The organism is Shewanella sp. S1-58-MNA-CIBAN-0166, assembly GCF_040310085.1.
In the GTDB taxonomy this organism is placed as follows: domain Bacteria; phylum Pseudomonadota; class Gammaproteobacteria; order Enterobacterales; family Shewanellaceae; genus Shewanella.
The window spans coordinates 18,424-31,732 of sequence record NZ_JBEOPN010000033.1 but is presented as its reverse complement, the minus strand read 5'-3'; the positions used below and the strand labels follow the sequence as shown (position 1 = coordinate 31,732).

10 protein-coding genes are annotated in these 13,309 nt (G+C 40.9%); 6 read left to right on the top strand and 4 right to left on the bottom strand.

Features of this window, described 5'->3' with window-relative positions; genetic code table 11:
* Positions 1 to 249: 249 nt before the first annotated feature.
* The 3 genes from AAEY99_RS17465 to AAEY99_RS17455 all read right to left on the bottom strand — a co-directional run bounded on the left by AAEY99_RS17465 (position 250) and on the right by AAEY99_RS17455 (position 3,503).
* Entirely contained in the window at positions 250 to 642 is a 393-nt protein-coding gene (locus AAEY99_RS17465; RefSeq protein WP_162022290.1) for a hypothetical protein, read from the bottom strand.
* Positions 642 to 2,231 (bottom strand): S41 family peptidase, encoded by a 1,590-nt coding sequence (locus AAEY99_RS17460; protein ID WP_351011384.1) that lies wholly within the window; start codon positions 2,229 to 2,231, stop codon positions 642 to 644. The genes AAEY99_RS17465 and AAEY99_RS17460 overlap by 1 nt, the downstream gene beginning before the upstream one ends.
* Positions 2,232 to 3,059: 828 nt before the next feature.
* On the bottom strand, positions 3,060 to 3,503 hold the full coding sequence (locus AAEY99_RS17455; protein ID WP_157822782.1) for a DUF2057 family protein: 444 nt from the start codon (positions 3,501 to 3,503) through the stop codon (positions 3,060 to 3,062).
* A 623-nt stretch (positions 3,504 to 4,126) separates the two neighbouring features.
* On the opposite strand from AAEY99_RS17455, the gene AAEY99_RS17450 reads away from it, so the two are divergent.
* Positions 4,127 to 7,561, top strand: a complete 3,435-nt coding sequence (locus tag AAEY99_RS17450; RefSeq protein ID WP_351011382.1) for a PAS domain S-box protein — start codon at positions 4,127 to 4,129, stop codon at positions 7,559 to 7,561.
* A gap of 127 nt (positions 7,562 to 7,688) precedes the next feature.
* Here AAEY99_RS17450 and pyrC read toward each other — a convergent pair whose 3' ends face one another.
* Positions 7,689 to 8,726: a dihydroorotase gene (gene pyrC, locus AAEY99_RS17445; RefSeq protein WP_351011380.1), complete on the bottom strand. Its 1,038-nt coding sequence runs from the start codon at positions 8,724 to 8,726 to the stop codon at positions 7,689 to 7,691.
* A 217-nt stretch (positions 8,727 to 8,943) separates the two neighbouring features.
* Here pyrC and AAEY99_RS17440 point away from each other — a divergent pair, with 217 nt between their 5' ends.
* The 5 genes from AAEY99_RS17440 (at position 8,944) to AAEY99_RS17420 (ending at position 13,309) form a co-directional block, all read left to right on the top strand.
* Positions 8,944 to 9,948 carry a WD40 repeat domain-containing protein gene (locus tag AAEY99_RS17440; protein ID WP_350997829.1) on the top strand — a complete coding sequence of 335 codons (1,005 nt, stop codon included), beginning with the start codon at positions 8,944 to 8,946 and terminating at the stop codon, positions 9,946 to 9,948.
* A gap of 350 nt (positions 9,949 to 10,298) precedes the next feature.
* Positions 10,299 to 10,580: a DUF134 domain-containing protein gene (locus tag AAEY99_RS17435; protein WP_059747677.1), complete on the top strand. Its 282-nt coding sequence runs from the start codon at positions 10,299 to 10,301 to the stop codon at positions 10,578 to 10,580.
* Between the two features lie 45 nt (positions 10,581 to 10,625).
* On the top strand, positions 10,626 to 11,069 hold the full coding sequence (locus tag AAEY99_RS17430; RefSeq protein WP_350976986.1) for a transcriptional repressor: 444 nt from the start codon (positions 10,626 to 10,628) through the stop codon (positions 11,067 to 11,069).
* Between the two features lie 39 nt (positions 11,070 to 11,108).
* Positions 11,109 to 12,818 (top strand): FAD-dependent oxidoreductase, encoded by a 1,710-nt coding sequence (locus tag AAEY99_RS17425; protein ID WP_351011378.1) that lies wholly within the window; start codon positions 11,109 to 11,111, stop codon positions 12,816 to 12,818.
* A 62-nt stretch (positions 12,819 to 12,880) separates the two neighbouring features.
* A complete protein-coding gene (locus AAEY99_RS17420) occupies positions 12,881 to 13,309 on the top strand; it encodes a PaaI family thioesterase (protein WP_351011376.1) in 429 nt (142 codons plus the stop codon).

Sequence of the window (13,309 nt, the reverse complement as noted above, 5' to 3'; positions counted from 1 at the left end):
CACAAGGTTAATACGTAGTCTGTATTTAGTCCTGAATTTAGTTCTTAACTCAATCCTTAACTCTTAACTCTTAACTCATTATTGTGATTAACGCTGAAGCGTTAATCACAATAATATCCATCAGATTGACAATAAAACTCCGGTAATAAACCGGCAATATTCCAGTAGTACCAATGATAATATTTCGTCATTGGTACTACTGAGTCCAAGCCTGAATTAACAGGTAACTACGCCATAAGTTAGCCAGTGTTACTCGGCTCGGCAGGTGGTTATTTGCAATATTTTACGTTGGCCGCTTTTGGCGTGTTCAAGCAAGCATGTATCGCCTTGAATAAGCAATTGCACACTCTCTGGCATCTCGGTAGAGCGCCCCATTAATAAACGACCATTAGTGTCTTTGTGCATTGCAGGTTCAATAGACAAGACGCTGGTGTCTGTAAACGCGCTTTGAGCAATCATCACATGGTCTGTATCCAACAAACTGGCAATAGCCGCTTGTAGTTCATCCACACTGGCACTATTTGGCGACGTGATTAGCGCAGGAACCGCTCTATCGTTTCCGGCCGTTGAAGTGCCACACCCCATAAAAGCCGTGGAAAACATCACTACAGCGATAAGTAAACCAGAAGGTAAACGGGACATTACATGGCTCCTGTCGACATTATCCGATTATTTTTAAGCAATACTGAGTGACGGTCATCTTTCAACATAAAGCCTTTATCCATCATTGTTGGAGCCGCTGACACTTTAGCCGCTGATGACGTCAGCGCTGGGCACTGGTTATTATCACGATAATACAATGCGGCGCTTAAGAGTCGCTCATTGGTATCACCAAGCGCATGGTTTAAATCATCGCTTAGCGCACAACCTTCAATTTCACTGTCGAGTGTTGGACTTGTAGTGGGTACAAAACCATCTGAATAATCACCAAAACCTTTATCGTTTACGCCTTTAAATTGAATGCTAAAGTAAGTGGTGCCGCAGTTTGGTGTTGGGTAAAATCCATAAGGCTTTCCGCACGTTGTGCCACCAATTTGAATCACTTCAATATCAATACCACGCAGACTATTCATCAATGCTTCACTGGCCGAGCATGTATCTGCTGTTGTTAATACATAAAGCCGCTTAAGGTTTAGTGAAGGCAGTGTAATCCCTGCACGCAGCAACCCAGTATTAAAGCCTATTGTTTCCGGAATAAACGGCGTTGGTTCGAGTATTGCTCTAGTTACGGGATCGATAGTTCGATATTTATCATTAAAACTGGTGCGTTCAAATATGCGATTATTAGTCGCGGTATCACCTGCTATCATGTAACCCAACTGACTCGCTAAGGCGAGTAAACCGCCACCGTTGTAGCGTAAATCTAAGACTAAATCTTCTACATCCGCTTCGCTTAACGTGGTAATGGCATCAAACAACCCTCGCTCAGCAGTCGCAATATGAGAATTAAATTGTAAGTATCCAATCTTGCCGCTTGCGGTTTGGATTACTTGGGTATTTTGTACCGGGGTAGAGATAACGGTGGTGGCCGACAATATGACATTGCGATCGACACTGGCATTGAGATCTCGCACGGTAAATGTCGTTTGTTTGCCACTTTGAGTTGGGAACAACCCTGCATTTAATGTATCTATACTTGCACTATCGTCGGCATTAGCCACATTGACGCCATCTACAGCAACAATAATAGCGCCGCGATTTATTCCCGCGGCCACTGCCGGTGAATTAGGTTCGCTATAAGTAATGGTGACCTGACGTGTTACCCCCGAAGATGCATTGCGAAGTGACAGGTTAAATCCGTAACCGAATGATGCGCCAGATTGATTTAATTGCTCCCATTCATCAGTCGGCATTGAGAAATGAAACTTATCTTTTACATTACCGGTTTCAGACAGTTCATCTGTGATTAATAAATCAAAGTATTGCGCTACGGTATAAGGAGCAGGATCGCGATCGAAAATTTCATCATACCAAAGGTAAGTGTCGTTACTCCATGAGCGAAGCCAAAGCTTTTCGGTGAGTTCAGATCCAGTTTGATCGGCCTTGCACTGTAATGCGATCTCAGCGTATGGAGTAAATTGGCCCTTGGTCCAAGTGATGCTACTGCTGTCTGTCACCGGAGGTGTGACATTATTACTGGCTGACTCGCTTCCCCCACCACTGCAACCTGCAACGGTTAAACTGGCGGTAACCAATAACGGAGTGATAGCTTTCCTAAAAAGTAACTGCATTAATATTCCTTTATTTTACTTTATGTTAGTCATTTTTATTACAAATAACTGCTCTAGAATGCAACAGTATATTAACGCAAATGATTTACTAAAATACAGAGAATGATCAATAAATGAATTGATTATCGCGCCGCGAGTTCATCTTGCAAGAACCAATGCTTTGCTTACCAACGATATTGTTTAAGGACTGTTTTGGTAAGTAGTGTTCATCGTAGGATGAACACAAAAAATCAACTCCATTTCGAAAAACATAAAATAGTCATTATTTATCAATTACTTATGATATCACCCATTGATAAAAATTATTGGTTCGGTATCTATTATTTAAAGCAAACACTCATGAGCAATAAGCGTTGGGCAGCTGTATTCTACAACTCAATACCCCAGAAAAATGGCAAAAATGTTCTACAACGTAGTATAAAAGCTAGTTGGCGTGTTGAAAATTTGAATGGAGGAAACTAAATACACATTAATGATGAAACTGAATCTACTATTTTCAATAAATATCTAAAAACACGACAAAAACTATAAATCAACCTATAGATATCATTAACAAAATAATCCAAACAACATTAATCGACAATACCAACGCAATAATATCAACTCAATAATATCAACTCAATAAAACTACTGAGCTGAAGTTATCAAAAAAACAAATAAATTAACAAATAAACTAACAATTAGAAATATTATTACTTAAATTAATATTTACACAATAACAAGTTATAGAATCGGCGATATAGAATCCGTATTACGAAAGTAGCAGTGTCTTAAAATAATTTTTAGCAAGCCGCTTCTGATGATAAGACTTGCTAACCACTTTTAAACTTACCTCAACACTAATTGAGTTAATAACTGCGACTGAGTCAATAATGCGACACTTTTGTGTTGTTGACCATTAATACTCAGCGTGACTTGTGGGTTATCTAAAAAATCACGAGCAGCTTCTGCACTATAAATATCAGGTGTAGCAAGCTCATAACGTTGATTTTCAGCAACTTCTAATGTGAGGTACAAGGATTCAGAACGTACCCAATGGCCTGAATCATCAGCATTATCTTGAAATAAGTCGCGATAGTTAATTTCAACCAATTGTTGCCCGCGGCTGAGTCCAATCGTATTTTTTATACTGACGTTCTGACCATTCACGGTTTCAACTATCATTGAGTCCGGTACTGTAATACTCGATGCTTGAGCTGGCATGCCAAATAATAGCGTTAAGCCTACGGTGGTTGAGGTGAGTAACATTTTTACAGAAAATGAAGTCGTCATAATAATATTCATCCATATTTCATACTTAACGATTAAGTATGTTGGTATTAATGTAAAAGACCTCGATATATACAAATAAATTTCAACTTTTTTATATTAAAGATGACTTAATACAAATTAGTGTCACTCGTTAAGCTTTATCTTATTGTATTATTGATAGTTAGCATTTAAAAATATAATCGGCTTTATAATGCATAGCCCCGAAATGAATTAACACACGCCAATGACAGATCATTAAACACCCTGTCATTCGACAGAAACTCAAGCTATTGAATAGCTGAATAATCGTTCAATATTCAGCCATTCATCCTTAGATAAGTCATCACTCTATCGTTTTAGCTAGATTGCGTTTTTTGCCCTACATTTACAGCCGATAAAAATGAAGCGCGGTGTTTCACAGAACTCGTCAACGGATGAAGATTTAGTACACAAAAATACCGTTTAACGACTAAACTTGATCATGCCATTTATTTGAACCTTTGCTCAGATTTCAATGGTCACAGGCGTTAGATAATAATGGTAAAAATCTTATTAACGTAATGATAAAAATAGTTTATTTTTTTATTATTATCAGATTTGAACTACAGTAAAAGAAGGCAATGCTCTTTTTATGCGGGGAAAGAATGGATAGTTTTTTCAGTTTGATGAGCAACACCGTATTGTTACTGGCACTTGTCGTTATTTATGATGCCATAAAATTACAAAAGATAGCCCCCAAGAAATATGGAAATGTCTTGAGTGGGGTTTTTATCGGAATGATTGCAATTTGTGTCATGAATAATCCTTGGGAGTTAAGGCCGGGAATATTTTTTGATACTCGCTGGGTACTGTTAAGTTTAAGTGGGCTATTTTTTGGTTTTATCCCGACATTGATTGCCGTGTTACTCGCTGCTTGTTTCCGTATTTATCAAGGCGGCGCCGGTTTATACGTTGGAACCTTAATTATTATTATCAGCTCTGCCATTGGGTTAGGCTGGCGATACTGGATGAAATCTGCAAACAAACAACCCAATTGGCAAAACTTACTGGCCATGGGGTTTGTGGTGGAGATTGGCGTTTTGCTGTGTTTATTACTCATGCCGGTGGTAGATAAATACGACATTATTCTTACAATTGGTCCGACATTATTAACGGTATATACATGTGGCACCATGCTAGTGGGGTTATTGCTAAAACAGCATCAACAAAGGCAACAAATATATCAAGAGTTACATCATCACAAAGGCCTCCTCGAAACCGAGAAAAACCTGTTACAAAGCATTATTGATGGCATTCCCGATATCATTTTTTACAAATCGGTCGACGGGATTTATTTAGGTTGTAACAAGGCATTCTCTGAAGCGTTACACCTTAAACCCGAGGATATTAAGCATCAGACAGACTATGACTTATTTGATCGTCAGCAGGCAGACAGCTTTATCAAAGCCGATCGCTTTGTATTACGAGAAAACAAGCCATGGATGAATGAAGAATGGGTCACAACCCCCGATGGAATCGCCCATATTTTTAAAACCCATAAAACGCCTTTTACTAATTCGTCTGGGGAAATTGAGGGGATTGTGGGCGTAAGTCGAGATATGGCCGACCGAAAACTCATTGAAGAACAGTTACGCCGCAGTGAAAGTACTTATCGTAATATTATCAGTACCGCGCAAGATGGCTTTGTTATTGTGTCGGTGGACGGCAAAATAATTGAGTCGAATCAGAGTTTCGCTAATATGACCGGTTATACTCTCGACGAGCTTAGCAATAAACCGATTGGAGAGATCGAAACCAGTGAAAAACACCAGTATTCTACTCAAAATGTCATTAAAGTTAAGCAAACAAAGTCTATTAATTACACCTCTCAACACCGACATAAGTTAGGTCATTTGTTTCATGTTGAGGTGAGCATCAGCTTTTGGGATGGTGATGATGGGATGTTATTCTGCTTTGTTAAAGATATTTCACAGCGCATTAATGCCGAACAAAAACTGCTTCTGAGTGAATCTAAGTTTAGACATATTTTTGAACAAATACCCTCAATTTCGGTCCAAGGTTATGATAAAAACCGTTCGGTCATTTTTTGGAACCAGGCCAGTGAAAAGCTTTATGGATATACCAAAGAGCAAGCATTAGGGAAGCAATTAGAAGACCTCATTATTCCCCCACCTTACAGAGAACATGTGATCAATAACGTCAATGCATGGATTAATGATGGGGTTCCTATTCTCGCTGAAGAATTACTCCTGCAACGTGCAGATGGTAGTAATGTAGCGGTTTATTCATCTCATACGTTAATCAACAATACCGATAATGAAGCAGAAATGTACTGCATCGATATCGATTTAAGCGCCCAAAAAAAGGCTGAAGAACAAGCTCTTACATTGTCACAAGCAATAGAACAAAGCCCAATATCAATGATATTAACTAATATCGACAGCAAAATTGAATATGTGAATAGTGCCTTTGAAAAAATTTCTGGCTACGCCGCGAGTGAAGTCATTGGCCAATCGGCCAGCATGCTAAAGTCGGGATTAACCCCAAAATCACTTTATAAAGAATTATGGAATGCTATTTCTACCGGACATGCATGGCAAGGCGAGCTGCAAAACAAAAAGAAAAACGGCGATATTTTTTGGGAACATGCTCATATTGCACCTATTTTTGATAACGCTGGCGTCACTAAACACTATCTAGCCCTAAAACAAGATGTCACTCAATACAAACAACAAGAAGAAAAAATTCTTCATCAAGCCCATTACGATAGCTTAACAGGCCTGCCTAATAGACTACTGTCACTTGATAGATTGTCGCAAATGCTTAAAGACGCCCATCGAGCCAAAAATAATGTGGCAGTATTGTTTATTGATTTAGACGATTTTAAAAAGGTTAATGACACCATGGGTCACTCTGTTGGTGATGAACTGTTGATCCAAGCGGCGGTTCGGTTAAAAAATACCATTAGAGAAAGTGATGTTGTGGGTAGGTTGGGAGGTGATGAATTTATCATTATATTGAGCAATATTAATGAACCCACTGAAGTTGAAATTATTGCCCGTAAGCTACTCGAGCAATTTTACCAGCCTTTTAGGCTCGAAAATCGTGAGCTAGTGTCAACCATCAGTATTGGTATTGCCCTTTACCCGCTAGATAGTGAAGACCCTAAAGAATTGCTAAGACAAGCAGATTCAGCCATGTACCATTCAAAGGATCGCGGCAGAAATACCTATAATTTCTATACACATCAAATGAACCACGATATGAATCGGCGCTTGAAAGTTGAAGAGCAATTACGCAGTGCATTGAAGCAAAAAGAACTCGAGGTTTACTTTCAACCTTTTGTAGATATCAAGAGCCGCAAAATTATCGGCGCGGAAGCCCTTTTACGCTGGAATAATGCTTTGCTCGGTCAAGTCACTCCTGATGAGTTTATCCCTATTGCTGAACAAACGGGACTCATTGTCACAATCGGTCAATATGTTATCGAGGTTGCATTTGCTACAGCCAAAAAATGGCAACAAACCTATAATCCTCATTTTAAAATTGCCATTAACGTGTCCCCAAAACAATTCAGGGAAAATACCTTTGTTGATATGCTTAATATCCAGCTAGATAAACATCAGATTAATCCTAGCACTATTGAACTGGAAATCACCGAAGGAGTCTTACTCAGTGGCGACGCCGTCATCGACAGTAACTTGATATCCATTAACAACATTGGTGTCAGTATCTCAATGGACGATTTTGGTACCGGATATTCGTCGCTCAGTTACCTGCGCAGTTACCCATTCAATACCTTAAAAGTAGATAAAAGCTTTATTAACGATATAACCGTCGATCCTGGCGATCTAGAACTTGTTGGTGCGGCAATCGCTATGGGGCATGGGCTCAATTTAACGGTCGTGGCAGAAGGCGTTGAAACAGAAGAGCAGTATCATCTGCTTAATGCATTGAAATGTGATTACGGCCAAGGTTACTTATTTAGTAAACCATTACCCCAAGCAGCATTTGAAGCACTTTTACAGGCGCAGGCAACAAATGAAACAGCCAATAAGAGATCTTTAATAAGACGCTGATCAAAAATGCCTGTCAGCAAACTGACAGGCATTAATAAATCTATTTGGTTATTAAGCTATTTCCACTTAGCTACACGTGATAAAAACAGCATGCTGCGTTAATTACCTAGATAACTTAGTGATTAACTTAAGCCGTTTTCACTTTCCAATTCACTTTTTGTCCTGCAAAAAATGGCACGATAGGATTACCGTTTGGCAGAATAATCTCTTCTGGTACCGTCCATTCTTGTTTCACTAGCGTCACAGTGCCGCTGTTGCGTGGTAAGCCATAAAAGTCTGCGCCATGTAAGCTGGCAAAACCTTCTAACTTATCTAATGCCCCTAAGTTATCAAATACTTGTGCATAGAGTTCTAATGCACTCCAGGCACTGTAACAACCTGCGCAGCCACAGGCTGACTCTTTGCGGTGTTTTTCATGCGGGGCAGAATCAGTGCCTAAAAAGAATTTACTTGAGCCTGTCACCACAGCAGCTTGCAATGCATGCTGGTGAATGTTGCGTTTTAATACGGGTAAGCAAAAGTTATGCGGACGAACACCACCGACGAGTAAATCATTACGATTTAACAATAAATGCTGTGGGGTAATGGTTGCAGCAACATTAGCTGAAGCCTCTGCGACAAACTCAGCCGCTTCTTTAGTGGTGATATGTTCAAACACCACTTTAAGGCTAGGAATGGCTTCGACAATGCGCGATAAATAGCGATCGATAAACATCTTTTCGCGATCAAAAATATCAATATGCGATTCTGTTACTTCACCATGTACTAATAACAACATGCCTTGTTGCGCCATAACCTCAAATATCGGAAACAACTCATCCAAGGCTTTAACTGCTGCATCTGAATTTGTGGTCGCACCTGCTGGGTATAACTTTCCAGCCACTACCCCTGCCGCTTTGGCATCGATAATATCTTGAGCGCTGGTGTTATTAGTTAAAAATAGCGTCATTAACGGCTGAAAACTACTTCCGGCTGGGCGCGCCGCCAAGATACGATCTCGATAAGCTAAAGCCATTGTAGCGGTCGTTACTGGTGGGACTAAATTAGGCATCACAATCGCGCGTTGAAACAATCGAGCCGTTGCAGGAACCGTTTCACCTAGCATATCCCCATCTCGAAAATGAAGATGCCAATCATCGGGAGTGGTTAAGGTAATTTGCGTCATGTGGGTTCCTTGGCTTAAATAACAGATTGTTAGCCGTTATTGTGCCTGAATTCACTTTTTCTTAATAGATGCATAATTTGAACGCTGACTTTGCTATAGCAAAAAGTCATGCCATTTATAGTAAATATTCCACGATTCATGCAGTTGCGAGCCCATAAAACCGGCGGTAACGCTCTATGCTATTATGTTGAAAGCATCTTTTTATAGGGGAATTAAATTGTTAGCTAATGCCGGATTTAGATTACAGATAAGTGTGCACCTTATTAGCGTCATCACGATAATGATGGCTGTCTCTGGCTGCAATCAAGCTGAGGTGATGAAAACCCCCGATAATATTCAACCACTCGTACAAGAAACGCTAATTGATGGCGTATTGTCTAACGATGCCAGTATGGCTGTCACATTAGGCAGAAGCCGTACATTATCAATTTGGGATGTGGCAACAAGCCAACTATTACGCCAATGGTCTGACGATGACTTTGATGAAACCAATTATCTGCTGGCGTTGTCTGGTAACAAACAATTCCTTGCGACGGCTGGCAAACAAAAAATATCCGTTTTTAACCTTGAGACAGGCAAATTAGATATACGTTGGCCCGCCCACGGATTTAATCCCGATGCCAGCATTTCGAGCCTTTTTCTGAGCCAAACAGGCAGCACTATTTTGGTGGGGATGAATGATGGTTCAATCACAGTGATACAACGAAGTAGCATGACAATGTCATTGTTTAAACAACACAGCGCCGCCGTTAATCATGTTGAGCTATCAGGCTTTGAACAACAGGTTTTATCGACAGGACTTGATGGTGATGTCCATATTTGGGCTGCTTATAGCGGTGAGTTGATCAGCAGTTTCTCACGTCCTCAACAAATCACCAGCGTGAGTTTTGATGACGCTAATCGGCGCTTATTTATTGCCGATGCACTCGATAACAATGTCATTATCGATACCCAAACAACGCAGCCAGTAAGTCATCTGGATTACCTTGAGCGCTATCGCTATTTTCGGCAGGCGTTATTCGTCAATCACGGCAAAAACTTAATTACCGCAACCTCAAAACAAAGTGTTATCTATTGGGATGCCTCATCTGGAAAAGAGCTTTCTCATTGGGATATCACCGCCTATAACGCTGGCACTACGGTATTTTCAATGGTGATCAAACCTAATGGTAAGCTATTGACCTTAAGCTCTGATGGTGCACTTGAGACCTGGAGCTTATGAGTTCATATCCACCAGAGATAATAAAAAATCATAACAGCGTTATTTGATTTGCATTGTTCGTGTGATTGACTGGCAATTGGCACCTCATAGATACTGGCACTGTTGGGCGTATCACTGGTAATCAATAATCTCTCAGATAGTAATCGTATGAATCAATAGCATCACTAAACAGTCACTAACAATTCCAAAGCCGGCTGGATTTAGCTCGGTGATAAAATCAGTATCGTTGAATAGTCAGTTTTATGGGCTAGATCAAAGATCTGTTTGTATCTCATACTCAATAAAGAATAGAGCTTGCATGTGTGAACTACATTCAGTATATATGGCATATGCTACAAACGAGGTGTTACATGGCAAGACCTAAAATCCCCCGAACTATATGCGGCCAAGCTGCCAACATCTGTTTTAAGCCCAATGGTATTCCGATGACGCAGTTAGAACAGGTACCACTTGCAGAGGATGAAATGGAGGCTTTACGCTTAGTTGATTTACTGGGGATGCAACAACAAGAAGCAGCTAAATCAATGAATATTTCTCGTCAAACGTTGGCGAACTTGGTTAAAGGAGCTAGGCATAAGGTGGTTGATAGTCTTATTAATGGCAAAGCGTTGATGACAAATAATATCAGCTGAAGATTAAACACAGTTAACACGTATCGACGTGTTTAGGTCAATCTAATGCAAGCAGTATTGAAAGAATCTGGTCTCAAAATAACCACTCAAAAGTGTAAGTTACTTGAGTTTCTTACTCAAACCGATGAACAGCATTTAACGGTAGAAAATATCTATCAAGGGTTAAATTCACAGGGAGAGACCATTAGCCTTCATACTGTAGACCGAATTATGGCGCATTTTGAACAAGCAGGCCTCGTTGTAGGTCGATTATTTGAATCTAAAAATACTGTTTATGAGCTCAGTAATAAACCACGGCATGATCATCTAATTTGTTTAACCTGTGGCAAGTTAATCGATTTTATCGACCCCTTGATTGAGCTACGCTTAGGATTAGCGGCAGAACATCACGGCATGAGTATTCACCACCACAGCCTCAATATGTACGGTCACTGCTTTGCTTGCCAAAAAGCACTTAATAGCAAATCAGAAAACAAAAAGTCTGATTGATAGTCGCTAGGTTAATCGTTAATTTTATTGGAGAATAGCATGACCAAAATAGTCATTATTGGTGGTGTTGCTGGTGGTGCATCGGCAGCAGCAAGAGCAAGACGCGTATCTGAAACCGCTGAAATAATCATCCTTGAAAGGGGCGAATTTGTTTCATTTGCCAACTGTGGTTTGCCTTACCATATTAGTGGTGAAATTGAATCCCGAGACGCACTATTACTGCAAACACCCGAAAGCTTTAAGTCGCGTTTTAATGTCGATGTACGGGTACATAATGAAGTCGTGGCGATTGATAGACAAGCCAAGCAATTAACCGTACGTAACCTTATGACCAATGAAATGTATCAAGAGTCATATGAAAAGCTATTACTCAGCCCTGGTGCATCACCAATCAAACCACCCGTTAGCGGCATTAATAACCATTTCGTCCATAGCCTGCGTAATATTCCTGACATGGATAAAATCCTGTCGAATCTTCTACTGCATAAACCTAAACATGCCACGGTAGTAGGCGGTGGGTTTATTGGCTTAGAAATGGTAGAAGCGCTGCGCCACCTTGGGTTAGACGTCACCTTACTCGAACTAGCAGACCAAGTGATGGGGCCAGTTGATCTGGAAATGGCCAATATGCTGCATCAAAAGCTCGTCGATAATGGCGTTGATTTACGCTTAAAAACCGGCTTAACCGCTGTTGATGAATACCCGATACAACTGGCTGAAGCCGATAATACCGGTGATTATGATAAGCCAATATTACCTCACTACCATCTGCAACTAGCATTGAGTGATAACAACACCTTAGCAACCGATTTAGTCATCCTCGCCATTGGTGTTAAACCTGAGACCAGCTTGGCGTCTGAGTGCGGTTTAGTATTAGGCCCACTCGGTGGTATTCGGGTTGACGAAGGCATGCGAACCTCCGATGCAGATATTTATGCTGTGGGCGATGCCATCGAAACTGCAGATTTTGTTACTGGTAATCCAACACTCATCCCCCTTGCGGGCCCTGCCAACCGCCAAGGACGATTAGCTGCCGATAACATGCTTGGTGGTGATAAAAAATATCGTGCCACTCAAGGCACAGCTATTTGTAAGTTGTTTGATATGGCCATTGCTTCAACAGGATTAAATGAGAAAAGTTTACTCAAGCAAAATATCCCATTTGAAAAAATCTATGTCCACACAGCAAGCCACGCCAGCTATTATCCTGGGGCTCACCCTATTAGCTTAAAGCTGTTGTTCTGTCCTAGTTCTGGCCGTATTTTAGGCGCGCAGGCAGCAGGGATTGACGGCGTTGATAAGCGTATGGACGTATTAGCCGTGGCGCAACGCGCTGGTATGACGGTGCATGACTTAGCCGATCTTGAGCTCACATACGCGCCTCCGTTTGGTTCTGCACGCGATGTAGTCAATCAAGCAGGTATGGTCGCAGCCAATGTATTATTAGGTGATGAAGCCATTTGTCACAGTCAAGATTTACACGCTTTGACCGCAGAGCAAATCATTGTCGATATTCGAAACCCTGGGGAACTCACGGCCGTGGGTTCAATTGCAGGCGCAATGAATATTCCACTGCCAGAGCTTCGAGACCGACTAAACGAACTCCCTAAAGACAAAGAGTTACTGGTATTTTGCCAGGTGGGTTTACGCGGTCATGTCGCTTATCGCATGTTAATCCAGCATGGTTTTAAAGTGCGTAACCTCACTGGTGGTTATAAAACCTACCAAATGGTTAATGCGCGCTTTTAGTCTATAACAGGCTTTAGGGGAACCTTAAAGCCATCTATAACAATGAACAAACAAGGTCTTGTGTGAACCATTATCAAGATTGTAAACAAAGCCACAGTCAATGTGTTGTCTGTGGCGACGCTAAACAAAATCCATTGTCGTTACAGTGTAAATTTTTTGCTGACGGTGACAATCAAGTTGTCGGTTATCATAAAGTGAGTCCGCAGCTTCAAGGCTACAACAGCTTCTTGCATGGCGGCGTTGCCAGTGCCTTAGTCGATGCGGCGATGACTCATTGTTTGCTGATGCAAGGTATTAAGGCCTTAACCGCCGAAATGACCATCCGCTTTATTGCCCCCATAAAGGTTGGTGATGCCATCAAAATTGCCGGTCGATTGGTGAGCCAACGTTTAGGGATGTACCAATTAGAAGCTGCGCTCTTTGTTAACAATAAAGCTTTCGTGACAGCATCGGCAAAGTTTATCCAACCTAAAAGTGGCGTCATCGGCTAG